Annotated in this window: 26 protein-coding genes; 11 read left to right on the top strand and 15 right to left on the bottom strand. The window is 73.0% G+C overall.

Features of this window, described 5'->3' with window-relative positions; all coding sequences use genetic code 11:
- Positions 1-68: 68 nt before the first annotated feature.
- Positions 69-1238 (bottom strand): elongation factor Tu, encoded by a 1170-nt coding sequence (tuf, locus tag ACGFZF_RS24765; protein WP_356602511.1) that lies wholly within the window; start codon positions 1236-1238, stop codon positions 69-71.
- Between the two features lie 94 nt (positions 1239-1332).
- The gene (locus ACGFZF_RS24760; protein ID WP_393557400.1) at positions 1333-1494 is read right to left on the bottom strand and encodes a hypothetical protein; all 162 of its coding nucleotides are present in this window, start codon (positions 1492-1494) and stop codon (positions 1333-1335) included.
- A gap of 287 nt (positions 1495-1781) precedes the next feature.
- Between ACGFZF_RS24760 and ACGFZF_RS24755 the strand changes: the two genes are divergently transcribed.
- Positions 1782-2477 (top strand): class I SAM-dependent methyltransferase, encoded by a 696-nt coding sequence (locus ACGFZF_RS24755; protein WP_393557398.1) that lies wholly within the window; start codon positions 1782-1784, stop codon positions 2475-2477.
- Here ACGFZF_RS24755 and ACGFZF_RS24750 read toward each other — a convergent pair.
- Positions 2464-3162, bottom strand: a complete 699-nt coding sequence (locus ACGFZF_RS24750; protein ID WP_393557396.1) for a DNA alkylation repair protein — start codon at positions 3160-3162, stop codon at positions 2464-2466. The two genes, ACGFZF_RS24755 and ACGFZF_RS24750, sit on opposite strands and share 14 nt — an antisense overlap.
- An 80-nt stretch (positions 3163-3242) precedes the next feature.
- Here ACGFZF_RS24750 and ACGFZF_RS24745 point away from each other — a divergent pair, with 80 nt between their 5' ends.
- On the top strand, positions 3243-4013 hold the full coding sequence (locus ACGFZF_RS24745; RefSeq protein WP_393557394.1) for a TVP38/TMEM64 family protein: 771 nt from the start codon (positions 3243-3245) through the stop codon (positions 4011-4013).
- A 76-nt stretch (positions 4014-4089) separates the two neighbouring features.
- On the opposite strand, the gene ACGFZF_RS24740 is transcribed toward ACGFZF_RS24745, so the two are convergent.
- Positions 4090-5259 carry a thiolase family protein gene (locus ACGFZF_RS24740; protein WP_393557393.1) on the bottom strand — a complete coding sequence of 390 codons (1170 nt, stop codon included), beginning with the start codon at positions 5257-5259 and terminating at the stop codon, positions 4090-4092.
- A 103-nt stretch (positions 5260-5362) separates the two neighbouring features.
- Here ACGFZF_RS24740 and ACGFZF_RS24735 point away from each other — a divergent pair, with 103 nt between their 5' ends.
- The 3 genes from ACGFZF_RS24735 (at position 5363) to ACGFZF_RS24725 (ending at position 7558) form a co-directional block, all read left to right on the top strand.
- A complete protein-coding gene (locus ACGFZF_RS24735; RefSeq protein WP_393557391.1) occupies positions 5363-5824 on the top strand; it encodes a winged helix-turn-helix transcriptional regulator in 462 nt (153 codons plus the stop codon).
- 319 nt (positions 5825-6143) lie between these two features.
- Positions 6144-7016, top strand: coding sequence for an undecaprenyl-diphosphate phosphatase (locus ACGFZF_RS24730; protein ID WP_356602525.1), 873 nt, complete (start codon positions 6144-6146; stop codon positions 7014-7016).
- A 326-nt stretch (positions 7017-7342) separates the two neighbouring features.
- A complete protein-coding gene (locus ACGFZF_RS24725) occupies positions 7343-7558 on the top strand; it encodes a hypothetical protein (protein ID WP_356602527.1) in 216 nt (71 codons plus the stop codon).
- Positions 7559-7668: 110 nt separating this feature from the next.
- On the opposite strand, the gene ACGFZF_RS24720 is transcribed toward ACGFZF_RS24725, so the two are convergent.
- Entirely contained in the window at positions 7669-8262 is a 594-nt protein-coding gene (locus ACGFZF_RS24720; protein WP_393557388.1) for a flavin reductase family protein, read from the bottom strand.
- Between the two features lie 81 nt (positions 8263-8343).
- Here ACGFZF_RS24720 and ACGFZF_RS24715 point away from each other — a divergent pair, with 81 nt between their 5' ends.
- Both ACGFZF_RS24715 and lnt read left to right on the top strand, forming a co-directional pair.
- Positions 8344-8781: a nuclear transport factor 2 family protein gene (locus ACGFZF_RS24715; RefSeq protein WP_393557386.1), complete on the top strand. Its 438-nt coding sequence runs from the start codon at positions 8344-8346 to the stop codon at positions 8779-8781.
- A 50-nt stretch (positions 8782-8831) separates the two neighbouring features.
- On the top strand, positions 8832-10523 hold the full coding sequence (gene lnt, locus ACGFZF_RS24710) for an apolipoprotein N-acyltransferase (RefSeq protein WP_393557384.1): 1692 nt from the start codon (positions 8832-8834) through the stop codon (positions 10521-10523).
- Here the strand turns inward: lnt and ACGFZF_RS24705 are convergent.
- Both ACGFZF_RS24705 and ACGFZF_RS24700 read right to left on the bottom strand, forming a co-directional pair.
- Positions 10447-11352 carry a Gfo/Idh/MocA family protein gene (locus tag ACGFZF_RS24705; RefSeq protein WP_393557382.1) on the bottom strand — a complete coding sequence of 302 codons (906 nt, stop codon included), beginning with the start codon at positions 11350-11352 and terminating at the stop codon, positions 10447-10449. The genes lnt and ACGFZF_RS24705 overlap by 77 nt on opposite strands.
- 11 nt (positions 11353-11363) lie before the next feature.
- The gene (locus ACGFZF_RS24700; RefSeq protein ID WP_393557380.1) at positions 11364-12602 is read right to left on the bottom strand and encodes an FAD-dependent monooxygenase; all 1239 of its coding nucleotides are present in this window, start codon (positions 12600-12602) and stop codon (positions 11364-11366) included.
- A gap of 80 nt (positions 12603-12682) precedes the next feature.
- Here ACGFZF_RS24700 and ACGFZF_RS24695 point away from each other — a divergent pair, with 80 nt between their 5' ends.
- Together ACGFZF_RS24695 and ACGFZF_RS24690 are read left to right on the top strand one after the other, a co-directional pair.
- Positions 12683-13345: a TetR/AcrR family transcriptional regulator gene (locus ACGFZF_RS24695; protein ID WP_393557378.1), complete on the top strand. Its 663-nt coding sequence runs from the start codon at positions 12683-12685 to the stop codon at positions 13343-13345.
- Between the two features lie 141 nt (positions 13346-13486).
- Positions 13487-13945: a hypothetical protein gene (locus ACGFZF_RS24690; protein WP_393557376.1), complete on the top strand. Its 459-nt coding sequence runs from the start codon at positions 13487-13489 to the stop codon at positions 13943-13945.
- Positions 13946-13994: 49 nt separating this feature from the next.
- Here ACGFZF_RS24690 and ACGFZF_RS24685 read toward each other — a convergent pair whose 3' ends face one another.
- The 7 genes from ACGFZF_RS24685 to ACGFZF_RS24655 all read right to left on the bottom strand — a co-directional run bounded on the left by ACGFZF_RS24685 (position 13995) and on the right by ACGFZF_RS24655 (position 20195).
- On the bottom strand, positions 13995-14468 hold the full coding sequence (locus tag ACGFZF_RS24685; protein ID WP_393557374.1) for a hypothetical protein: 474 nt from the start codon (positions 14466-14468) through the stop codon (positions 13995-13997).
- 168 nt (positions 14469-14636) lie between these two features.
- The gene (gene ung / locus ACGFZF_RS24680) at positions 14637-15320 is read right to left on the bottom strand and encodes a uracil-DNA glycosylase (protein WP_393557372.1); all 684 of its coding nucleotides are present in this window, start codon (positions 15318-15320) and stop codon (positions 14637-14639) included.
- Between the two features lie 93 nt (positions 15321-15413).
- Positions 15414-16991: an ABC transporter substrate-binding protein gene (locus ACGFZF_RS24675; protein ID WP_393557370.1), complete on the bottom strand. Its 1578-nt coding sequence runs from the start codon at positions 16989-16991 to the stop codon at positions 15414-15416.
- A 148-nt stretch (positions 16992-17139) separates the two neighbouring features.
- Positions 17140-17907 (bottom strand): SDR family oxidoreductase, encoded by a 768-nt coding sequence (locus ACGFZF_RS24670; protein ID WP_393557368.1) that lies wholly within the window; start codon positions 17905-17907, stop codon positions 17140-17142.
- A 25-nt stretch (positions 17908-17932) separates the two neighbouring features.
- A complete protein-coding gene (fabG, locus tag ACGFZF_RS24665; protein WP_147976992.1) occupies positions 17933-18694 on the bottom strand; it encodes a 3-oxoacyl-ACP reductase FabG in 762 nt (253 codons plus the stop codon).
- 254 nt (positions 18695-18948) lie between these two features.
- Positions 18949-19332, bottom strand: coding sequence for a DUF3037 domain-containing protein (locus ACGFZF_RS24660; RefSeq protein ID WP_147976993.1), 384 nt, complete (start codon positions 19330-19332; stop codon positions 18949-18951).
- On the bottom strand, positions 19329-20195 hold the full coding sequence (locus ACGFZF_RS24655; RefSeq protein ID WP_393557365.1) for a HipA family kinase: 867 nt from the start codon (positions 20193-20195) through the stop codon (positions 19329-19331). The genes ACGFZF_RS24660 and ACGFZF_RS24655 overlap by 4 nt, the downstream gene beginning before the upstream one ends.
- Before the next feature lie 191 nt (positions 20196-20386).
- Here ACGFZF_RS24655 and ACGFZF_RS24650 point away from each other — a divergent pair, with 191 nt between their 5' ends.
- Positions 20387-20827, top strand: a complete 441-nt coding sequence (locus tag ACGFZF_RS24650; RefSeq protein WP_356602555.1) for a Rieske (2Fe-2S) protein — start codon at positions 20387-20389, stop codon at positions 20825-20827.
- On the opposite strand, the gene ACGFZF_RS24645 is transcribed toward ACGFZF_RS24650, so the two are convergent.
- A complete protein-coding gene (locus ACGFZF_RS24645) occupies positions 20814-21473 on the bottom strand; it encodes a cysteine hydrolase (RefSeq protein ID WP_393557363.1) in 660 nt (219 codons plus the stop codon). The genes ACGFZF_RS24650 and ACGFZF_RS24645 overlap by 14 nt on opposite strands.
- A 112-nt stretch (positions 21474-21585) precedes the next feature.
- Here ACGFZF_RS24645 and ACGFZF_RS24640 point away from each other — a divergent pair, with 112 nt between their 5' ends.
- The gene (locus tag ACGFZF_RS24640) at positions 21586-22053 is read left to right on the top strand and encodes a pyridoxamine 5'-phosphate oxidase family protein (RefSeq protein WP_393557361.1); all 468 of its coding nucleotides are present in this window, start codon (positions 21586-21588) and stop codon (positions 22051-22053) included.
- Positions 22054-22088: the final 35 nt, after the last annotated feature.

The raw sequence follows: 22088 nt of genomic DNA, 5'->3' as shown, positions 1-22088 counted from the left end.
CGCCACGGGACGGAGGCCCGCATTCCGCGGCTGCGGAACACGGGCCCCATCGGTTCGTGGACGCCCTGTCAGCCGACGCTGGTGACCGTGCCGGCCCCCACCGTGCGTCCGCCCTCGCGGATCGCGAAGCCGAGACCCGACTCGAGGGGCACGTCCCGGCCCAGCTCGACGGTCATGGTGACCGTGTCGCCGGGGCGGGCGACCGCCGTCTCACCGAGGTCGACGTCTCCGACGACGTCCGCGGTCCGGATGTAGAACTGCGGCCGGTAGCCGGTCGACACGGGAGTCGTCCGGCCGCCCTCCTTGGCCGACAGGACGTAGACCCGGGCGGTGAACCGGCGGCTCGGCGCGACGCTGCCGGGCGCAGCCACCACGTGGCCGCGGCGGACCGTGTCGCGTGGCACGCCGCGCAGCAGCAGGGCGACGTTGTCGCCGGCCTCGGCGACCTCCATGGGCTTGCCGAAGGTCTCGACGCCGGTCACGACGGTCTCCGCGCCGGCGCCGAGCACCTCCACCCGGTCCCCCACCCTGACCGTGCCGCGCTCGATCGCCCCGGTGACGACGGTGCCGCGGCCGGTGATGGTCAGCACGTTCTCCACCGACATCAGGAACGGCGCCTCCACGTACCGCACGGGCATGGGCACGTAGGTGTCCACCGCGTCGAGCAACGCCTCCACGGCCGCCGTCCAGCGCGGGTCGCCCTCCAGGGCGCGCAGGCCGGAGACCCGGACCACGGGCACGGTGTCGCCGCCGTAGCCGTGGGCGGTCAGCAGCTCCCGTACCTCCAGCTCCACCAGGTCGGTCAGCTCGTCGTCCCCGGCGTCGGCCTTGTTGAGCGCCACGACGATGTGGTCGACGCCGACCTGACGGGCCAGCAGGACGTGCTCGGCGGTCTGCGGCATGATCCCGTCCAGCGCGGACACGACGAGGATGGCACCGTCGAGCTGGGCCGCACCGGTGACCATGTTCTTGACGTAGTCGGCGTGGCCCGGCATGTCGACGTGGGCGTAGTGCCGGGTGTCGGTCTCGTACTCGACGTGCGCGATGTTGATGGTGATCCCGCGCTGGGCCTCCTCGGGCGCGCGGTCGATGCGGTCGAACGGCACGAAGGTGCCGGTCCCGCGCTCGCTGAGGACCTTGGTGATGGCGGCGGTCAGGGTGGTCTTGCCGTGGTCGACGTGGCCCATCGTGCCGATGTTGAGGTGCGGCTTGGTACGGACGTAAGCCGTCTTGGACATGGTTCGCTCGTTCCTTGAGCTCGAAGCGTGTGCGGGGACCCCGGGGCCGGACCGACCCTCCCCCTGCGGGGTCCGCCGGACGATCCGGGGAGGGTCAGCTTCGGGCGCCGTCGAGGACGAAGGCGGTGGCGGCTGCCGCGACGACCGCGGCAGCTGCGGTGACGGCTTCGGCGGACGTGGTCACGCCGGGAGTGACGGCAGCCTTCGGCGCGGCCGCGACTGCGGGCCGTGCTGCGAGGAAGGCGTACCGGGACATGTCCCCGATCATGGCGGGGCGGGGCCGTCGGCGTCGAACCATTTTCGCCGGGCGGGTCGCCAAGGGCGGGACGGGTGCCGGGACTTCGGACCAGGGGCCCGCCCGGTGCCGGAGCCGGGCGGGCTCGCGGTCGGCGAAGGCCGGTGCCGGGCCTCGGGCCCGCGTCCGGCCGTCCCGGTGCTGCCTCCGGAGGCGGGGCCGGGCTCGGGCGCACCCCGCGGCGGGTTCCGGACGCGAAGTCGTCGGAGGCGGGCCCGTTGTCGGTGGCGGGCGGCAGAATCGTGCGCATGACCGACTCCACCTCCATCGCCGCCTACTGGGACGCCGCCGCCGCGTGCTTCGACGACGAGCCGGACCACGGGTTGCGGCCCCGGCCGACCCGGGACGCCTGGTCGCGGCTGCTGACGTCCTGGCTGCCGACCGCACCCGCGGACGTGCTCGACGTGGGGTGCGGCACGGGCTCGCTCTCGGAACTGACGGCCGCGGCGGGGCACCGGGTCACCGGAGTCGACCTGTCGTCGCGCATGGTGGCCCGGGCCCGCGAGAAGCTGCAGGCGGCCGGGCTGCCGGGCCGGTTCCTGGTGGGCGACGCGGCGGCACCGCCCGTCGGCGAGGAGCGGTTCGACGTGGTGCTGTGCCGGCACCTGGTGTGGACGCTGCCGGACCCGTCGGCCGCCCTGCGCGCCTGGGCGGCCCGGCTGCGCCCGGGCGGCACCCTCGTGCTCGTCGAGGGCCGTTGGCGCGAGGCCGCGGAGGGCGCGAGGCCGTACGTGGACGGCGCCGAGGCGCTGCCCTGGCACGGGGGTGTCACCGCCGCCGCCCTGGCGGACGCCGTACGCCCGCTGGTCGGGCGGATACGCGTCGAGGACCTCGCACCGCGCACCGAGCTGTGGGGCGCGGCGGTCCGCGACGAGCGCTACGCCCTGATCGCGGAGCTGCCGGCGGCCGGGGGGTCCCCCGCGGGATCGCCTACAGGTTCTTGAGCGCCTCGCGCACGGAGAGCGGGGAGAGCCGGTCCCGGTTCTCCTCGACGAACGCGCGCACCTCGTCGGGGTCGGTCTTGGCGTACTCGCGGAGCGACCAGCCGATCGCCTTGCGGATGAAGAAGTCGGGGTGCCCGGAGCGGCGCAGGCAGTGGGCGAAGAGCCGCTCGGTGTCGGTGGCCTGCTTGAACCGCAGCTGGTGCAGGATCGCGGTGCGCGCGACCCAGAGGTCGTCGTCCTCGATCCAGTCGTCCATCACGGCCGCGAGCGCGGGGTCCGCGGCGACGAGTCCGCCGACCACGTGGGCGGCGAGGTGGTCGACCGTGTCCCACCAGGAGACGGTGGTGACGAGCCGCCGCGCCACCGGCAGGAAGCCGGACGAGCAGTGCTTCACGTGGCGACGCAGGTAGTCGACGGCGAAGTAGTGGTACTCGCGCTCGGGCAGCGCGAAGCAGCGCAGGGCGACCGCGGTGCAGTCGTCCTCGTCCGGTCGCGGGAGGCCTTCGAGGACCAGGCGGGACAGGGCGCGCCGCTCGGGGGTGCGGACGCCGAGGAAGGGGGCCACACCCTTCATGTACGCCGTCATCTCCTGGGCCCGGAACGGGTTCCCGGCTTCGGGGTACAGCCGGGTGAGCCGGGCCAGCACGGTGTCGGCGAGGGCGCTGTCGGGCCCGGTGACGGTCATGCCGTCACTGTAGGCGTGCGGTCGCGCGGGCATGACGGACGTTACGGCGATCACACGGGCTCGTCGGTTACTCTCCCCGGATGTCCGACCCCGTCGTCCGGCCGCCGGTCTCCCTCGCGCTCCGTTGCTCCCGGAGCCTGCTGTCGCCCTGGTCCCGCCTGTCCCTGCTCGCCGTGCTGCTCCTGGGCGCGGCGACGACGGTGGTGCTGTACGAGCCGCAGCGGCTGCTGGCCGAGGGCTGGCCCCCACAGGTGGCGGGCGCGGGCGCCGTGATGCTGTTCGGTCTCGCGTACGGCGTGTGCACCGCCGCTTTCGTGCCGCGGCCGATCCTGAACCTGGCGGCGGGTGCGCTGTTCGGCACCCAGGCCGGGCTGGTCGCGGCGGTGGCCGGGACGGTGCTGGGGGCGGGCATCTCCTTCACGCTCGGCCGGGTGCTGGGCCAGGACGCGCTGCGGCCCCTGCTGCGCGGCCGGTGGCTGAAGGCGGCGGACGGGGTCCTCAGCCGGCACGGCTTCCGGTCGATGCTGGCGATCCGGCTCTTCCCCGGTGTGCCCTTCGCCGCGGCCAACTACTGCGCGGCGGTGTCCCGTATGGGATACGTCCCGTTCCTGCTGGCCACGGGCCTCGGGTCGATCCCGAACACCGCCGCGTACGTGGTGGCGGGCAGCGAGGCCGGCTCGCCGACCTCTCCCGCCTTCCTGATCTCGACGGGGTTCATCGTGGTGTCCGGCCTGGCCGCGGCGGTCGTCGCCTGGCGCAAACGGCACGGCCTGCGAGCGCCGGCCCCGGCCCCCGCCGCACCGGAACCGGCCAGGGCCCTGGTGGGCGCGGCGGGGCCGGCCGACAACTAGGACCTGCCCGGGGGGCGTCTCGTCCCGGTGGTCTCCTCCGGCCCGGGAAGACCACCGGCCCGGGAAGACCGCCGGCCTACAGCGCCTCGACGATCATCGCGTTCGCCAGGCCGCCCGCCTCGCACATGGCCTGGAGGCCGTAGCGGGCGCCCCGCGCCCGCAGCGCGTGCACCAGCGTGGTCGTCAGGCGGGTGCCGCTGGCGCCGAGCGGGTGGCCCAGCGCGATCGCGCCGCCGTGGACGTTGACCTTGGCCGGGTCGGCGCCCGTCTCCTGCTGCCAGGCGAGTACGACGCTGGCGAACGCCTCGTTGATCTCGAAGAGGTCGATGTCGCCGATGTCCAGCCCCGCCCGGCGCAGCACCTTCTCGGTCGCGGGGATGACCCCGGTCAGCATGAGCAGCGGGTCCGACCCGGTCACCGCGAAGCTGTGCAGCCGGGCGAGCGGGCGCAGGCCGAGCCGTTCCGCGGTCTCGGCCGCCATGACGAGGACGGCCGAGGCTCCGTCGTTCGTCGGGCTGCTGTTGCCGGCGGTCACCGACCACTCGATCTGGGGGAAGCGCTCGGCGAAGACCGGGTCGCTGAAGGCCGGGCGGAGTCCCGCCAGGATCTCGGGCGTGGTCGCGGGCCGCACCGACTCGTCGCGGCGGACGTCGCCGTACGGCACGACCTCCGCGTCGAAGAGCCCGGCCTCCCAGCCGCGCGCCGCCTTGGCGTGCGAGGCGGCGGCGAACGCGTCCATGGCCTCGCGGCCGAGGGACCACTTCGCGGCGATGAGCTCCGCGCTGATGCCCTGCGGGACCAGGCCCTCGGGGTAGCGCTCGGCGACGCCGGGCCCGAAGGGATCCGCACCGGGCGGCACGTTGGACCACATCGGGACGCGGCTCATCGACTCGACCCCGCAGGCCACGGCGATGTCGTACGCGCCCGAGAGCACGCCCTGGGCGGCGAAGTGCACGGCCTGCTGGGAGGAGCCGCACTGCCGGTCGACGGTGGTGGCGGGCACGGACTCGGGCAGCCCGGCGCCGAGCCAGGCGTACCGGGTGGTGTTCATGGCCTGCTCGCCGACCTGGTCGACGGTGCCGCCGATCACGTCGTCGACGAGGGCCGGGTCGATGCCGGCGCGCTCGATCAGCGCGCCGAGGGTGTGGGAGAGGAGGGCGACGGGATGGACGTCGGAGAGGGCTCCGCCCGCCTTGCCCTTGCCGATGGGCGTCCGGACGGCTTCGACGATGACGGCGTCTCGCATGACACGACTCCTGAGTTGGAAAACTGGACCAACACTCGCGAGTAACATAACCGAGTGAGTTGGAATTTCAAACCCTCTCGGTGAACTGCCTTACCCTGGGCTCATGAAGGCCGCTCCCCGCCCCTGCTCCATCGCCGACGCCCTCGCCCTGGTCGGCGAGAAGTACGCGCTCCTCGTGCTGCGCGAGATCTCGCTCGGCGTGCGCCGCTTCGACCGGATCGCCCGTAACACCGGAGCCCCGCGGGACGTCCTCACCGCGCGTCTGAAGCGGCTCGTCGAGGCCGGGATCCTGGAGAAGGTGCCGTACAGCGACCGTCCGCAGCGTTTCGAGTACCGGACGACACCGGCGGGCGCGGAGCTGCAGCCGGTTCTGCTCACGCTGATGAGCTGGGGCGACCGGCATCTGGACCGGACGGTCCGGCCGGTCCTCCTGGAGCACCGCTGCGGCGAGGTGCTGATCCCCCGCGTCGTGTGCGCGCACTGCGGCGACGAAGCGGACGCCGCGAGCCTCACCCCGCACGTGCAGGCACCCGGCTGGACGACGGCGGGCCCGGTCGAGGGCTGACCGCCCGGACGGTCCGCCCCCGGGGACACCCCGTCCCGGACCTGGGAACGGGCTCGTCATCTTGGGAAGGTACGCTGCGCACCGACCGGCGGGGGATCTCCGATCCCACCGCCACGGCCGTGCGCCGTGACCTCGCGTGCCCCCGCGTGAGCCACGGGCACGGCCTTCGGCGTGACCGCACCGCGACCCTCCACCGACCGCACGAGCGCATCGGGAAGGCCCCAGGGCCTCTCGTCGGGATCAGGCCGGATCAGTGAGTGGGGACCGGCGCGTACCGGCCCCACGAGCCCGGCAAGATCCAAAGGAGAGCCCCAGCCCCATGAGTTGGTTCGAATCGTTCATCCTCGGACTCGTCCAGGGGCTGACGGAGTTCCTACCCATCTCCTCCAGCGCGCATCTGCGGCTCACCGCCGCCTTCGCGGGCTGGGAGGACCCGGGCGCCGCCTTCACCGCGATCACGCAGATCGGGACGGAGACCGCCGTCCTGATCTACTTCCGCAAGGACATCGCGCGGATCGTCACGGCCTGGTTCGCCTCGCTGCGCGACAAGTCGATGCGCGGCGACCACGACGCCCAGATGGGCTGGCTGGTCATCGTGGGCTCGATCCCGATCGGCGTCCTGGGCGTCACGTTCAAGGACCAGATCGAGGGCCCGTTCCGGGACCTGCGGCTGATCGCCACCACCCTGATCGTGATGGGCATCGTCCTCGGCGTCGCGGACCGGCTCGCCGCCCGGGACGAGATCGGCGGCCGCCACCGGGCGATCCGCGAGCGCAAGACGCTCAAGGACCTCGGCGTCCGGGACGGCCTGATCTACGGCGCCTGCCAGGCGATGGCACTGATCCCCGGCGTCTCCCGCTCCGGTGCGACGATCTCCGGCGGCCTGCTGATGGGGTACACCCGCGAGGCGGCGGCCCGGTACTCGTTCCTGCTGGCCATCCCCGCCGTGCTGGCCTCCGGGGTCTTCGAGCTGAAGGACGCCGGCGAGGGGCACGTGTCCTGGGGGCCGACGATCTTCGCGACGCTCATCGCCTTCGTCGTGGGCTACGCGGTGATCGCGTGGTTCATGAAGTTCATCACCACGAAGTCGTTCATGCCGTTCGTGATCTACCGGATCCTGCTGGGCATCCTGCTGTTCGTCCTGGTCGGCACGGACGTCCTGAGCCCGCACGCGGGCGAGTCGGCCGGCTGACGCGCCCGACGGCCCGGCCCCGGCCGCGGCGCCCGCGGGGCGCCCGCCCACGGCCGGCGGCCACCGGGGTGCGGACCGGCTCGTCGCCCGTCCGGGCGGTGACCGGAGACCACGCCAGATCGGGACGGGTCGCCGGACTCGGGGGGTTGATCCGGCGACTCTTCTCGGTCGTACCCACCCGGACGGACAGGACGATCCTCGCGTGTCGGCCCGCCGTCCGCGAGCGTGTGCGGCATGCGGGTCGAGGCGTTCCGTTCACACCCCGTGCGAAGCGGCACCGCCGCGGCCGCCGGGCGGGATCCGGCGAGCCGAAGCACCCTGGAACCATGGCATGGCAAGCACCCGTCGTCGTCCACCGCCCCTCCCCCGGCGGCGGCCGGCGCGTCACCGTCCGCGGGACGATCGTGGGCCTCGCGCACAACGACACCGACCTCGTCGAGTTCCTGCGCCGGGCCGGGCTCGAGGACGCCGACATGATCCTGGACGACCCTCACCTGGTGGAGTGGCGGGGAGGGCGCCCGCACCGCTGGGAGGCCGCGTAGGGCCCAGGCCCAGGGCGCACGAGGGCCCAGGCCCAGGGCCCACGCACCCCCCGGGACGGGCGGGATCCCGCCGGGAGGGCCGGGGTCGCGCCGCCGGTACCGGTACGTCGCTACGCCTGGTACGGCACCCGGGCGAGTTCCCGGACGCCGCCCAGCGTGCCCCACTCGTTCTTGCCGAGACGGGCCAGCGGCCGCATCCGGGTGATCTCGGGGTGGCCGTCGACCATGACCGACTCGTCGACCGCCGCGTGCACCACCCGGCCGAAGACGACGGTCGAGTCGCCGATCCGCACGGTGCTGTGCAGCTCGCACTCCAGGGCCACCGGAGCGTCCGCCACCCGCGGCGGCCCGACCCGCAGGCTCGGCTCGCGCCGCACGCCGCATGCGTCGAACTCGCTCACCCCGCGCGGGAAGTCCGTCGCCGTGGCGTTGATCTGCTCGAAGAGCGGCTCCGGGGACAGGTTGACGACGAACGCACCCGTGTCCTCGATGTTGCGCAGCGAGTCCTTGCGGCCCACCGAGGTGAACTGGACGACCGGCGGCGTCACCGAGGCGATCGTGAAGAAGGAGTGCGGGGCGAGGTTGTCCGTCCCGTCCGCCGCGGTCGTGGAGATCCAGGCGATCGGCCGGGGCACCACAGTGGCGGTGAGCAACCGGTAGAAGGCGTTCCGGTCGCTGCGGTCGGGATCGAAGTCGATGCGCATCCCAGAAGTATGACCGGTATCCGCCGCTGCCATTCCCGCGCGGCTCTTGGCCCCGCGCCTTCGCTGGCCGACACTGATCCGATGACACAGCGCGTGGATCTCGCGACCGTGATGGACCGCTTGGCCATCGACGACGTGGTCACCGGATACGCGGTGGCCGTGGACGATTCCGACTGGACCGGCTACCGGGCGCTGTTCACCCGCGACGGCCGCGCCGACTACCGCGGTTCCGGAGGTGTGGAGGGGCCGGCGGCCGAGGTCGCCGACTGGCTCGAGGAGACGATGCGGCTCTTCCCCGTACGCCAGCACCTGATCGTGAACCGGCGGGTCCGCATCCAGGACCTCGGCGGCTATCCCGGCGACAGCGCGGAGGTCGAGGCCGACTACGTGAACCCGATGCGGTTCGAGTCCGGCGAGGACTTCGTCTGCGGCGGCCGGTACTCGTTCGTTCTGCGCCGGACGGACGCCGGATGGCGGCTCCGCTCGGTGACCGTACGGGAGAAGTGGCGGCGGTCGTAGCAGGTCCCGCGCACTCCGGTCACACTGGAGGCGACACCGGGAGGCGCGGTATGCGGGTTCCGTTCGGCCGGCGCGGGACGCGGGGCGCGGCAGACGGCGGGCCGGGGCCCGAAGCGGGTTCCGCGGACGACGTCGGCGGCGGCGGGGCCGGGGCTCCGGACGCGGCGGGGCGGGCCGCGCGCCGGGCGCGCGCCGCCCGGGCCGCCGGTGCGGTCGGGGCCGGTGCCCTGCCCGCCCTCGCGTTCCCCGCACCCGGTCTGTGGTGGTTCGCCTACGTCGCGCTCGTGCCGTGGATGCTGCTGCTGCGCACCGCCCCGACCGCGCGCCGGGCGGCGCTGGAGGGCTGGCTGGGCGGGCTGGGGTTCATGCTGGCCATGCACCACTGGCTGCTGCCGAGCCTGCACGTCTTCCTCTTCGTCCTGGCCGCACTGCTCGGGCTGCTGTGGCTGCCCTGGGGGTGGCTGGTCCGCGTGATGCTCGGGTACGAGCCGTCCGCGGTCCGGGCCGCCGCCGCGCTCGTCGTGGTCCCCGCCGGCTGGCTGGTGATCGAACTCGCCCGCTCCTGGGAGGGTCTGGGCGGGCCATGGGGGCTCCTCGGCGCGAGCCAGTGGCAGGTGGAGCCGGCCCTTCGGCTTGCCTCGGTCGGCGGTGTCTGGCTGGTGAGCCTGCTGGTGGTGGCGGCCAACACCGCCGCGGCCCTGCTGGTGTCGGTGGCCGCCGTGCGGCTCACCATGGTGGCGGCGCTCGTGGTGTGCGCGCTCACGACGGGTCTGCTGTGGTGGGGCGTGGGGCCGCCGTCCGAGCGGGGCACGGTCCGGGTGGCCGTCGTCCAGCCGGGCGTGTTCGACGGCTCCGGCGGGGCGGAACGCCGTTTCGCCCGGGGCGAGGAACTCACCCGCACGCTGGTGGGCCGGGACGTCGATCTGGTGGTGTGGGGGGAGAGCAGCGTCGGGGCCGACCTGACCGCCCGCCCCGAGCTGGCCGCCCGGCTGACCGCGCTCTCGCGGGCGGTGGACGCCCCGATCCTGGTGAACGTGGACGCGCGCCGCGCCGACCGGCCCGGCATCTTCAAGAGCAGCGTGCTGATCGACGCCGAGGGGCCGACCGGGGACCGGTACGACAAGATGCGGCTGGTGCCGTTCGGCGAGTACGTCCCGGCCCGTGCGGTGCTGGGCTGGGCGACCTCGGTCGGCAAGGCGGCGGGCGAGGACCGGCGCCGGGGCACCGAGGCGGTGGTGATGAACCTGCCGGCCGAGGACGGCCGTCCGGGGCTGCGGATCGGCCCGCTGGTCTGCTTCGAGTCGGCGTTCCCTGACATGAGCCGGCGGCTGGCCAGGAGCGGCGCCGAGCTGCTGGTCACGCAGTCGGCGACCTCGACCTTCCAGCACAGCTGGGCGCCGGCGCAGCACGCCTCGCTGGCGGCGCTGCGCGCGGCGGAGACGGGCCGACCGGTGGTGCACGCGACGCTGACCGGCGTCAGCGCCGTGTACGGCCCGGACGGCGCCCGCGTCGGCGCGCCCCTGGGCACCGACCGGAGCGCCGTCGCCGTCCACGAGGTCCCGCTCGCGCGGGGCTCCACCGTCTACGTCCGCTTCGGCGACTGGCCCCTGTACGGCGCGCTGGCCGTGCTGGCGGTGGCCGGTGCCGTCGAGGGCGCGGGCTCGCTCAGGATGCCTGGGTCAGAGCCTCGCGGACCACGCGCTCGCACAGCTCGTGGGTCAGCAACGCGTCGCGCGCGCTGAGGACTTCGCCCGCCCGGACGGCGTCGAGGAAGGCGAGCACGGCCTGTTCGATGCCGCGCTGGCGCGCGACGGGCACCCAGTCACCGCGTCGGCGGACGGTCGGCTGGCCCTTGTGGTCCACGATGTCGGCGAGGTTGAGGACCTGGCGCTTGGTGTCCTGGCCCGAGACCTCCAGGATCTCCTCGGTGGAGCCGTTCATCCGGTTCATCATGCCGATGGCGGTGAAGCCGTCGCCGGAGAGCTGGAGCACGACGTGGTGCATCAGGCCGTCGCGGACGCGGGCTCGTACGTCCACGTGCTCGACCACGCCCGGCAGCAGGAAGCGCAGGGTGTCGACGACGTGGATGAAGTCGTCCAGGACGAAGGTCCGCGGGTCCTCGGGCAGGCCGACGCGGTTCTTCTGCAGGAGGATCAACTCGCGCGGGTGCTCGGCGCACTGGGCGTAGCCGGGCGCGAGGCGGCGGTTGAAGCCGACCGCCAGACCGACGCCGCGCTCCTCGGCGAGCTCGACCAGTCGCACGGAGTCGTCGTAGTCGTAGGCGAGCGGCTTGTCGACGTAGGTCGGTACACCGGCCCGCAGGAGGCGGGTGGTGATCTCGGCGTGCGCGGCGGTCGGGGCGTGGACGAACGCGGCGTCGAGGCCCGCCTCCAGCAGCGAGTCGAGGTCGGTGTGCCGGCGGGCGGCCGGGACGTGGTGGACGGCGGCGACCCGCTCCAGGGTGGCCGGCGTCCGCGTCTGGAGGTGCAGCTCGACTCCGGGAAGGGCGGCCAGGACCGGCAGATAGGCCTTCTGCGCGATGTCGCCGAGTCCGATGCAGCCGACCTTCACGGGGGTTCTCCCTAGCTGTTGCTGGTACGCCGTCGCGCGTCGGCCGTGCGCCGTTCGCGCCGGTCAGCATACGCGGGCAGGCCGACGGTGGCCGGTGGCCGCCAGTCGGCGATGCCGTCGAAGCCGCGCAGGACGAGCCCGGGCCCGAAGCGGGAGACGGCGGCGACGAGGGAGTTGCGCAGGGCGACGGCGGGACCGGCGGAGAGCAGGGCCAGCCGACCGGTCCGGGCGGCCTTGCGCACCATCGCGGTGGTGCGCGGCAGTCGATCGGCCGTGTACGCCGCCAGCGCCTCGCCGGCCGGGAGTCCGCGGCCGGCGTGGTGGGCGAGCACGACGGCGTCCTCGATCGCCTGGTTGCCGCCCTGGCCGAGGGTGGGCTGCATGGCGTGGGCGGCGTCGCCGAGCAGTGCCACCCGGCCGCGGTGGAAGGCGGGCAGCGGTTCGGGCATGTGGTGGACGTCGTGGCGCAGGACGTCCTCGGGCGCGACGGCCGCGAGGATCTCGGGGACGGGGTGGTGCCAGTCGCCGAAGAGCCGCAGGAGTTCGGCCTTCTCGTCGTCGGGTGCGTGCGCGCCCGCCGGTGCGGCGGCCATGGCGTAGGCGTAGGTCCGGCCGTCCTTGAGCGGTTGGGTTCCCCAGAGGCGGCCGGGACCCCAGGTCTCGTGCGGGAGGAAGGGCCGTTCGGGCGCGGGGACGACGACGCGCCAGGTGGTGGATCCGGAGTAGCGCGGCCCCGGGTACTCCGGGAAGAGGGCACGGCGGACGCCCGAGTGGATGCCGTCGGCGCCGATGACCAGGTCGGCCTCGATGTCGCCGTCGGCCGTGCGGACGACGGCGGGTCGGTCGTCGTCGCCGTGGTCGGCCAGGGAGGCGGTGACGCCGGTGCGCACGGTTCCGTCGGGGAGGGCGGAGGCCAGGAGGTCGACGAGGGTGGCGCGGTGCAGGAGCACCAGCGGGCCGCCGAAGCGTGCGGCGGCGGCCCGGGCGCTGGTCCGGGCGAGCCAACGGCCGTCGGGGGCGCGCATGCCGCCGTCGCCCTGCCAGGCGGAGAGCGCGCGGACACGGTCGCCGAGCCCGAGGACGTCGAGGGCGCGCTGGGCGTTGGGGGCGAGGCCGATGCCGGCCCCGACGGGGGTGAGGGCCGCGGCGCGTTCGAGGACGGTGACGTGCCGGCCGCGCTGGTGCAGGGCCACGGCGGTTGTGAGTCCGCCGATGCCCGCGCCGATGACGACGGCCCGTTGCTGGTGCATGACTTCTCCCTCGCTACTACACCTGTAGTGACACCTTGACCGTACTACAGGTGTAGTAGGGGCGGTAGTAGGTTGTCCCCATGACCGCCCGCACCCCCGCGCATCCCGGCTCCCCGGACGGCGCCCCCACCGCTCCCCCGGCTCCGCACGCTCCCGCGGACCCGGCCGCCTCGCGTGCCGAGCGGATCGGCGACGCCGCCCTCGACCTGCTCGTCGAGCGGGGCATGCGCGGACTGACCCATCGCGCCGTGGACGAGCGGGCGGGACTCCCGCAGGGCTCGACCTCCAACCACGCCCGCACCCGCCAGGCCCTGCTGGAGACGGCCGTGCGACGCCAGGTCGAACGGGAGGCGACCGTCCTGACGCCGGACGAGATGCCGGCCCGGGACGGCGGCGGAGAGGCCCTGCTGGACGCCTTCTCCCTGGCCCTGCACCGCTACCTCACCGACCACCGGGCGCTGCTCGTCTCCCGCTACGAGCTTGCCCTGGAGGCCACGCGCCGCCCCGAGCTGCGCAGCTTCTTCGACACCGCGGGCGCCGCGTTCCACGGACCGGTGATCGCGCTGATGACGGAGGCCGGCTCCACCGCCCCCGAGCGCCACGCGCTGTCCCTGATCGCCTGGTGCGAGGGGCTGATGTTCTCCTGCGCCGCGGGCTCGTTCCACTCCGCCGTCCCGAGCCGCGCGGAACTGCGCACCGGCTTCGAGGAGTTGCTCCGCGGCATGCTGGACGGCGGGGAGTGACGCGGGCAGCCAAACGAATGGGTCGGGGGACGGGCGGCCGGAGGGCGGCCCGGGTCACCCTCGCCGCCGCCGTCACCCGTGCGAGGCATTCCCGGCGGGTAGGGGTGTGAAGATCACCGCCGGGGCAGCAGAGTGGCGCGGGTGCACGGAACGAGAACCACAGTGAAGATCCTGGTCGGGGTGGCCGTCGCCGCCCTCTCCGGCTGCGTGTCGGTCGAGGCACGCCCGGTGGCCCCCGCGCCGCCCGGGGACGTCGGCCGCCCCACTCAGGACGCGGCGCCGCAGATCGTCGAGGGGCCGGCCCGCGAGGCCCTCGAAGAGGCCCTTCCCGCTCCCCCGCCCGACCGGCCGGCTCCCAGCGCCCCACCGGAGGGGCGGGAACAGCGACGGAACGCCGGCGGCCCGGCCGCGCACCCCGGCAGGGGGCGCGTGTCGGCGGTGCCCGAGCAGCACGGGCCCCGCGACCGCACCGCCGTGGAGCACCCGCCGCCGAAGCCGCCCCGCCACCGGGGCGACGTCTGCGACCTGGGCGAGCGGTACGGCGGCTGGCGGCCCGACAGCGACCAGGCGAAGATCTGCCGGGGGACGTACCGGCGCTGAGGCGCCCCCGTCGGGTCGACCGGCCGCACGCGGCGCGGCTCCGGGCCCGTCACAGGGAGCGGAGCCGTACCTCCAGACGCTCGATCCCGGCGCGGACCCCGTCGCCGTACTCGTCGTCGTCCAGGGCGTCCGAGGCCGCGCGTGCCCGGTCCAGGTGGTCGCGGGCCGCGTCGGGGCGCCGCACCTTCAGGTAGTCGGCGGCCAGATTGAGGTGGAGCGAGGGGTGGAGGGCCCGCAGGGCGACCGCGGCGTCGTCCCGGGCGGGCCCCTCGCCGCCCGGGCCCTCGGCCGCGAGCAGCGCCCGCAGGTCCCAGGCCAGCTCCGCGTCCGGGTCGTCCTGGGCGTCCGCCAGGTAGTGGGCGAGCGTGCAGCGGTGCAGCGGGTCGCCGTCCGGGCCCAGCTGGTCCCACAGCTCGCCGAGGCGGTTCCGCGCCTCCTCCCGGTCCCCGCCGTGGAGCAGCATCGTCGCCTGTCCGATCCTGGTCAGGAGGCCGTCGTCCGACATCTGCTGCTGCTCGGTCACTGCGGCCTCCACCTGCTGTCCGTCGGGTCGCACCGACGCTAGCCGCAGCCGCGGCCGATGCGGCACAGGCTCGGGCGGCACCGCCGGGCCTGTCAGCCGGGCGGCCGCGGGCCGGACCGCCGGCCGGCTGGGACGCCCGGCGGTGGGAACCGGCCCGGCGGCAGGGCGTCAGCCCAGGTTCGGGATGCGCCAGTCGATCGGCTCGTGGCCCTGCGCCGCGATGGCCTCGTCGATCTGGGTGAAGGGGCGGGAGCCGAAGAACTTCTTCGCCGACAGCGGCGAGGGGTGGGCGCCCTTCACCACGGCGTGACGGTCCTGGTCGATCAGCGGGAGCTTCTTCTGGGCGTACGCCCCCCACAGCACGAAGACGGCGGGGTCGGGCCGGGACGCGACGGCGGAGATCACCGCGTCGGTGAACTTCTCCCAGCCCTGGTTCTTGTGCGAGTTGGCCTCGCCGGCGCGGACCGTGAGGACCGCGTTGAGCAGCAGGACGCCCTGCTCGGCCCACGGCATGAGGTAGCCGTTGTCCGGGACCGGGTGGCCGAGCTCGGCCTGCATCTCCTTGTAGATGTTCCGCAGGGACGGCGGGGTCTTCACACCGGGCCGCACGGAGAAGCAGAGGCCGTGGCCCTGTCCCTCGCCGTGATAGGGGTCCTGCCCGAGGACCAGGACCTTCACCTTGTCGTACGGGGTCGCCGCGAGCGCCGCGAACACCTCGTCGCGCGGCGGGTAGACCGGTCCGCCGGCCCGCTCCTTCTCGACGAACTCGGTGAGCTGCCTGAAGTACGGCTTCTCCAGCTCTTCGCCGAGGACGCCGCTCCAGGACTCGGGCAGCATGTCGGTGTCGGTCACGTCAACAACCTCCGGTAGGACAGCACTTCTACGAGAGAAGAACCTACCGGGGGCCACTGACAACGCCCTCCTCCGTGCGTCCGGGGCGGTGTCCTACCAGCTGGTCCTGCGGCTCAGCTCCCACAGCTGCATGACCGTCTGCGGGTCGAGGGCGCGCTCGGCGCCGCCGACGTCCTCGCTGGCCGCGATGTAGAGCTTGCCCTGCCACAGCGGCAGCAGCCGGACGTCCTGGGCCATGATCTCCTCGGCCGACTCGAACTCGTCCATGACCGCGCCGCGGTTGCTCTCGCGCCGGGACTTCGGCAGCAGCTCCTGCGTGATCCGCGGGCTCTCGTACGGCGTCTGGAGCACGTTGTTCTTGCCGACGAAGGGAGCGATGAAGTTGTCCGGGTCCGGGAAGTCGGGAGACCAGCCTCGGCCGAACACCGGGTACTTGCCGGTCTTGAAGCCCGCCTGGAGCTCCTTCCAGGGCTTGCCGCGCAGGGCGACCTTGAAGAGACCGGACTCCTCCAGCTGCCGCTTGAGCTCGGCGAACTCCAGGGCCGTGCCGGAGCCGTAGCGGTCGGTGGTGAACCAGAAGGTCAGCTGGACGGGCTCGGTGATCCCGGCACCCCGCAGGATGGCGCGGGCCTTGTCGACGCTCGGCTCGCCGAAGCGGTCGAGGAACTCGGTGGTGTGACCGACGATGCCCTTGGGGATCATCGAGTACAGAGGCTCGGCCGTGCCCTGGTAGACCTTGGAGACGAGCGCGTTGCGGTCGACGACCTGGGCGATGGCCTTGCGGACGGGAGCCTTGGCGACGGCCGCGTCCTTCGTGTTGAAGACGAGGTAGCGGATGTCCGAGCCGGGGGACTCGACGAGCTGCAGCCCCTCGTTCTCCGGCTTGTCGTCCTGGAGGGCGATGACCTCCTCCGAGGTCAGACCTCGGTAGGTGGCGTCGATCTCCTTCTTCTTCAGCGCGCCGACCATCGCCTCGGACTCCTTGAAGTACCGGATGGTCACGCCGCCGTTCTTGCGTTCGGCGAATCCCTTGTAGCTGGGGTTCTTCGTCAGCTCGGCCTTGCTGCCGTCCTCGTACTCGTCGAGGACGTAGGGGCCGGAGCCGACCAGCTTGCCGTCCTCGCGGATCTTGTCGGCGGAGTACTCGGCCGGGTCGACCAGCGACATGGCGGGCGTGGCGAGGACGAAGGGGAAGGTCGCGTCCGGCTTGTTCAGCTTGAAGACGACGGTGCGGTCGTCGACGGTCTCGATCTCCTCCAGCGAACCGAGCAGGCCGTTGGGGCCGCCCTCGAAGTCGATCGTCCGGATGCGCTCGATGGAGTACTGGACCGCCTTGGCGTCCAGATTGTGTCCGTTGGAGAACTTCAGCCCCTCGTGGAGGGTGCATTCGTAGACCTGGCTGGACGTGTCCTTGAATTTGCAGTCGGCGGCGTCGGGCTGTGGCGTCGTACTACCCGTCGGGAAGCTCACCAGCGTCTGGAAGACATTCCGGAAAAGCTCCCAGGAATTATCCCACGCGGCGGCTGGATCGAGGGTGGTGGGAGAACTCGTCGTACCGATGACGATTCTCTGTTCCCCGGCGGGTTCATCGCCCGAAATCAGGCTGCATCCGGACACCAGGGATATGGACGCAAGGGCTGCAGCGGCCTGCAGACTGGTCCGGTTGAACACGTGCACGCTCCTCGTTCAGCCATGGGTCGGCCGACCATACCGCAGCGCCCCGCCAGGTCAATGTTTGACCCGGGCGGGGCACTTGAGGCATTCAACGAACAACCGGGGCCAATCCGGTCAGGAATTCAGGAAAGTGTCCGGTTATCGGTCACTCGACACCGGCGTTGAGGAAAATCCCTCCGTCGACCACCAGAGTCTGGCCGGTGATCCAGTCCGACTGGTCGGACGTGAGGAAGGCGGCGGCGCCGCCGATGTCCTCCGGCACGCCGAGGCGGCCGAGCGGGTAGGCGGCCGCCGCCTCCGCCTCGCGGCCCTCGTAGAGCGCCTCGGCGAACTTGGTCTTCACGACGCCCGGGGCGATCGCGTTGACCCGGACGACGGGCGCGAATTCGTGCGCCAGCTGGAGGGTGAGATTGACCATCGCCGCCTTGCTCATCCCGTACGCCCCGATGAAGGGCGAAGGGGCGAGTCCGGCGATCGAGGCGATGTTCACGATCGCGCCGCCGTGGTTCTTCTGCCAGGCGTGCCAGGTCTGCTGCGCGAATCCGAGGGCCGAGATCACATTGGTCTCGTAGACCTTGCGGGCGACACCGAGGTCGAGATCGGCCATCGGCCCGAAGACCGGGTTCGTGCCGGCGTTGTTGACCAGGAAGTCGACCCGGCCGAATGCCTCCATCGTCGCCGCGACCGCGGCGGCCTGGTGGGCCTCGTCGTGGGCCTTGCCGGGCACCGCGATCACCCGGTCGGCGCCCAGGCGCTCGACGGCCTCCTTCAGCGCCTCCTCGCCCCGCCCGGTGATGCAGACGCGGTCGCCGCGGGCGACCAGCGCCTCGGCGACGCCGTAGCCGATGCCCCGGCTGGCGCCGGTGACCAGGGCGACCTTGCCGGACAGCTCCGGAAGCTCCTTGCTGCTCATGCTCGTCTCCTTTTCCGCTCGGGCGTCAGTTGAGCGGGCCGCCGGCCACGTACATGACCTGGCCGGAGACGAAGCCGGCGTCGTCGCCCGTGAAGAAGGCGATGGCGTTCGCGATGTCCTCGGGGTAGCCCACGCGCTGCACCGGGATCATGGAGGCGGCGGCCGCCTGGAACTCCTCGAAGCCCATGCCGACGCGCTCGGCGGTCTGCGCGGTCATCTCGGTGACGATGAAGCCGGGGGCGACGGCGTTGGCGGTGACGCCGAACTTGCCGAGCTCCTTGGCGAGGGTCTTGGTCAGGCCCTGCAGGCCGGCCTTGACCGCGGAGTAGTTGGCCTGGCCGCGGTTGCCGAGCGCCGAGGAGGACGACAGCGAGACGATCCGGCCGAAGCCCGCGTCCACCATGTGCTTCTGGCACGCCTTGGCCATCAGGAACGCGCCCTTGAGGTGGACGTTCATGACGATGTCCCAGTCGGACTCGCTCATCTTGAAGAGCAGGTTGTCGCGGAGCACACCCGCGTTGTTGACGAGGATCGTCGGGGCGCCGAGCTCGGCGGCGACGCGCGCGACGGCCGCCTCCACCTGGGCGCTGTCGGAGACGTCGCAGCCGACGGCGAGGGCGGTGCCGCCCGCCGCCGTGATCTTCTCGACGGTGTCCTTGCAGGCCGCCTCGTCGAGGTCGAGTACGGCGACGGCGCGACCCTCCGCGGCCAAGCGCACCGCGGTCGCGGCGCCAATACCGCGCGCCCCGCCGGTCACGACGGCCACGCGCTGCTCGGTGGTGGACATGCTGGTTCTCCTCGCCCTTGGATCATGACTGGATGCGGCCGGCCCGGTACGTCCCGCACATGAGCGACCGCTTAGTACCTTCAGTAGACGAGACGCTAGAAGCCCTGGCACCCGGTGTCAACGGCCCACCGGGTGCACCCGATCACCTTCCGCCGCGCGCCGGGGCGCGGCACGGCCGGACCCGGGGCGCGTCCCGCCGATCCGGCCCGATCGCCACGGCGCACCCGCGGGGGCCGCGGCCCCTCCGCGGGCGGTCAGCGCACCAGCAGATCGAGCAGTCTCTCGACCTCGCCCGCGGGATCCTCGGTCAGGCCGGTGTGCACCGGACCCGGCTGGACGACCGTCGAGCGGGGGGCGATCAGCCAGCGGAAGCGCCGTCCCGCGTCGTCACGGGCCGCCTGCCCCGCGTCGTCGCCACCGCGGCAGACCCCCTCGACCGCGTGCAGCGCGGCCCGGACGCCGATCACGTCCGCGCCCGCGTCGAGCGCCTTCAGCTTGGTCTCGTCCAGATGGGTACGGGCGGCCACGAAGGACCGGGCACGGCAGTAGACCACCACGCCCGCGTTGAAGAACTCGCCGCGCTCGACGCGCGGCACCACGCGCAGCAGCGCGTACTCGAAGACATCGCGCTTGCTCACTGTCCGTCGCCCTCGCTCGTGCCGGTGCGGTCCTTCTTGGTGGGGTGCGGCCAGTCGGTGAGGTGGTCGGTCAGCCAGCCGGGGGCCTGCGAGACCCGGCGCTCCGCGCGCGGGCCGAGGGTGATCCGCTCGTGGATCGTGGCGGCACGCGGGAGCAGCGCCTCCACGTAGGCGCGCCGCAGCGCGTCGGTGGTGTCGAAACCGGGCTCGTCGACCAGCCACTCGTCGGGCACGTCGGCGGCGACCTCGGTGAGCAGCTCCTCGGTGACCAGCGGAGCGAGTTCGGCCGCGGCGGCGGCGACGTCCGGCCCGAAGGGCGCGAGGGCGTGGTCCGAGGCGTCGTACGGCTTGGCCGCGGACGCCTGGGCGCCGGGCCAGTTGTGGTGCCAGATCATCGTGGCCCCGTGGTCGATGAGCCACAGGTCGCCGTGCCAGACCAGCATGTTGGGGTTGCGCCACGAACGGTCGACGTTGTTGATCACCGCGTCGAACCAGACGACCTTGCCGGCCTCCCGGGGGTCCACCTCGTAGGCCAGCGGGTCGAAGCCGAGGGAGCCGGGCAGGTAGTCCATCCCCAGGTTGAGGCCACCGCTCGCCTTGAGCAGCTCCTGCACCTCCTGGTCCGGTTCGGACAGCCCGATGACCGGGTCGAGCTGGATGGAGGCCAGTTCGGGTACGCGCAGGCCGAGGCGGCGGGCGAGCTGTCCGCAGATGACCTCGGCGACCAGGGTCTTGCGCCCCTGTCCGGCGCCGGTGAACTTCATGACGTACGTACCGAGATCGTCGGCCTCGACGATGCCGGGGAGCGAGCCGCCCTCACGCAAGGGCGTGACATAGCGGGTCGCCGTCACTTCTGTAAGCATTTCCCCAGGCTATCGGGAGAAGCCGCCTCTTGATCGGAGAGTGCGCGGACCGCCGGGCGGGCCGGCGCGTCCGGCCGGCACCAGGCGGACGCCGGTTTCTTTCGGGGGGCATGAACGTTCCCGCTCCCGTCCGCGTACCTTCTGCTGACACAGTGATCAGGTCGATGCGGACGGAACGCAAGGGGAACGGTATGAGCGCAGTGGCACGCCGGACAGTCGTCTCGGCAGCGGGGGGCATGGGCGTGGTGGCGGTGCTCACCGCCTGCGGCGGTGGCACGGACGACAAGGCGGGCGGCTCGGGCGGGACGACGGGCGCGGCGGACGGCGGAGCGGGCGGCGCGGGGGGCGGCCCGATCGCGAAGACCGCGGACATCCCGGTGGGCGGCGGCAAGGTGTTCGCCGACCAGGGCGTGGTGATCACCCAGCCGACGGCCGGCGAGTTCAAGGCCTTCTCCTCGAAGTGCACCCATCAGGGCTGCGCCGTCAGCGGCGTCAGCGACGGGGTCATCAGCTGCCCCTGTCACCAGAGCCTCTTCGACGCCTCGGACGGCAGCGTCAAGGGCGGCCCCGCCCCCAGCCCGCTGCCGCCGGCGCCGATCAAGGTCGAAGGGGACTCGATCACGCACGGGTGACGCGACGCGGGCTCTTCCAGCAGCGCAGCACCTCCTCGGTGGTGGTGACGGTGGAGACGAGCGCGAGCGTGTGACGGATCATCGCGGGGGTGTAGTCGGCCGGCACCCCCGCGATGGCGTCCCCGGGGACGACCACGGTGTAGCCGAGGTTGACCGCGTCGAACACGGCGTTGGGTATGGCGACGTTGGCCGACACCCCGGTGACGACCAGGGTCCGGCAGCCGAGGTTGCGCAGCAGCGGGTCGACGTCGGTGCCGGCGAGGGGCGAGAGCCCGTGCAGCCGGCGGACGACGAGGTCCTGGTCGGCGACCTCGATGGGTTCGGCGATCCGGACGGCCGTGCTGCCGCTGTGCTGCTGCACGGGCAGGCGGGCGGCGGCCCGGAACAGCCGGGCGTTGCCGTTGGCCCCGCGCCCGTCCGGCCGCCGTTCGGCGACGGCGTGCATCACCTGCACGTCGGCCTCGTGCGCGGCCCCGACCAGCCGGGCCACCCGGCCCAGAGCGCCCGACGCGCGGGCCGCGGCGGCGAGTTCGGGCAGCGCTCCGGCCCGGCCGACGACCCCTTCCTGGCATTCGACGGTGAGCAGTACCGTGGTGGCGGGGTCGAGTTGCTCCTGGAGCCGTTCCCACTGGGCGTTGCCGGTCATGGTCCTCCCCTTCTGCGCACTCCGGGCGGGCGAGGGTAACCACCCTTGCCTGCGGAGGGAAGAGCCTCCATGATTTCTGACACTTCATCAGAACTCTACGAGGGGCGGGACGATGACCGTCGCACAGCGTCGCGGACGCAGGATCATGATGACCCCGGCCGAGCTCGACACCTTCCTCACCGAACAGCGGACCTGCCGGGTCGCGACCGTCTCCGCGGACGGGCGCCCGCACGTCGGCGCGCTCTGGTACGTCTGGGACGGGACCTCGCTGTGGCTGTACTCGATCACCCGCAGCCGGCGCTGGGCCGATCTGCGGGCCGATCCGCGGATCGCCGTGGTCGTGGACGACGGTGAGGATTACGGCGAGCTGCGCGGCGCCGAGCTGTCGGGCACCGCGGTCTTCGTCGGGGAGGCCCCGCGGACGGGTGAGCCCTGTGCCGAACTCGACGTGCCGGAAAGGCTCTTCGCGGCCAAGAACTTCGGCCTCGACACGATGCCGCACGACGGCCGGCACGCCTGGCTGAAGCTGACGCCGGACGCGGTCGCCTCGTGGGACTTCCGCAAACTGGCCGGGCTCTGAGGGACCGCGCCCGGGGGGGTGAGCGGCCCGGACGG

Source organism: Streptomyces sp. NPDC048338 (assembly GCF_043201055.1).
Classification (GTDB): Bacteria; Actinomycetota; Actinomycetes; order Streptomycetales; family Streptomycetaceae; genus Streptomyces.
The sequence above is the reverse complement of the archived record's forward strand: the minus strand, read 5'-3'. Positions and strand labels throughout refer to the sequence as shown.

What these genes read in the sequence shown, in the direction of transcription:
- ACGFZF_RS24650 (WP_356602555.1), top strand. Translation starts at nt 20,387, where the DNA reads ATGAGCGCAGTGGCACGCCGGACAGTCGTCTCGGCAGCGGGGGGCATG.
- ACGFZF_RS24655 (WP_393557365.1), bottom strand. Translation starts at nt 20,195, where the DNA reads ATGCTTACAGAAGTGACGGCGACCCGCTATGTCACGCCCTTGCGTGAG.
- ACGFZF_RS24715 (WP_393557386.1), top strand. Translation starts at nt 8,344, where the DNA reads ATGACACAGCGCGTGGATCTCGCGACCGTGATGGACCGCTTGGCCATC.
- ACGFZF_RS24745 (WP_393557394.1), top strand. Translation starts at nt 3,243, where the DNA reads ATGTCCGACCCCGTCGTCCGGCCGCCGGTCTCCCTCGCGCTCCGTTGC.
- ACGFZF_RS24725 (WP_356602527.1), top strand. Translation starts at nt 7,343, where the DNA reads ATGGCATGGCAAGCACCCGTCGTCGTCCACCGCCCCTCCCCCGGCGGC.
- ACGFZF_RS24640 (WP_393557361.1), top strand. Translation starts at nt 21,586, where the DNA reads ATGACCGTCGCACAGCGTCGCGGACGCAGGATCATGATGACCCCGGCC.
- ACGFZF_RS24700 (WP_393557380.1), bottom strand. Translation starts at nt 12,602, where the DNA reads ATGCACCAGCAACGGGCCGTCGTCATCGGCGCGGGCATCGGCGGACTC.
- tuf (WP_356602511.1), bottom strand. Translation starts at nt 1,238, where the DNA reads ATGTCCAAGACGGCTTACGTCCGTACCAAGCCGCACCTCAACATCGGC.
- ACGFZF_RS24740 (WP_393557393.1), bottom strand. Translation starts at nt 5,259, where the DNA reads ATGCGAGACGCCGTCATCGTCGAAGCCGTCCGGACGCCCATCGGCAAG.
- ACGFZF_RS24760 (WP_393557400.1), bottom strand. Translation starts at nt 1,494, where the DNA reads ATGTCCCGGTACGCCTTCCTCGCAGCACGGCCCGCAGTCGCGGCCGCG.
- ACGFZF_RS24730 (WP_356602525.1), top strand. Translation starts at nt 6,144, where the DNA reads ATGAGTTGGTTCGAATCGTTCATCCTCGGACTCGTCCAGGGGCTGACG.
- ACGFZF_RS24645 (WP_393557363.1), bottom strand. Translation starts at nt 21,473, where the DNA reads ATGACCGGCAACGCCCAGTGGGAACGGCTCCAGGAGCAACTCGACCCC.
- ACGFZF_RS24750 (WP_393557396.1), bottom strand. Translation starts at nt 3,162, where the DNA reads ATGACCGTCACCGGGCCCGACAGCGCCCTCGCCGACACCGTGCTGGCC.
- ACGFZF_RS24755 (WP_393557398.1), top strand. Translation starts at nt 1,782, where the DNA reads ATGACCGACTCCACCTCCATCGCCGCCTACTGGGACGCCGCCGCCGCG.
- ACGFZF_RS24735 (WP_393557391.1), top strand. Translation starts at nt 5,363, where the DNA reads ATGAAGGCCGCTCCCCGCCCCTGCTCCATCGCCGACGCCCTCGCCCTG.
- fabG (WP_147976992.1), bottom strand. Translation starts at nt 18,694, where the DNA reads ATGTCCACCACCGAGCAGCGCGTGGCCGTCGTGACCGGCGGGGCGCGC.
- ACGFZF_RS24670 (WP_393557368.1), bottom strand. Translation starts at nt 17,907, where the DNA reads ATGAGCAGCAAGGAGCTTCCGGAGCTGTCCGGCAAGGTCGCCCTGGTC.
- ACGFZF_RS24720 (WP_393557388.1), bottom strand. Translation starts at nt 8,262, where the DNA reads ATGCGCATCGACTTCGATCCCGACCGCAGCGACCGGAACGCCTTCTAC.
- ACGFZF_RS24695 (WP_393557378.1), top strand. Translation starts at nt 12,683, where the DNA reads ATGACCGCCCGCACCCCCGCGCATCCCGGCTCCCCGGACGGCGCCCCC.
- lnt (WP_393557384.1), top strand. Translation starts at nt 8,832, where the DNA reads ATGCGGGTTCCGTTCGGCCGGCGCGGGACGCGGGGCGCGGCAGACGGC.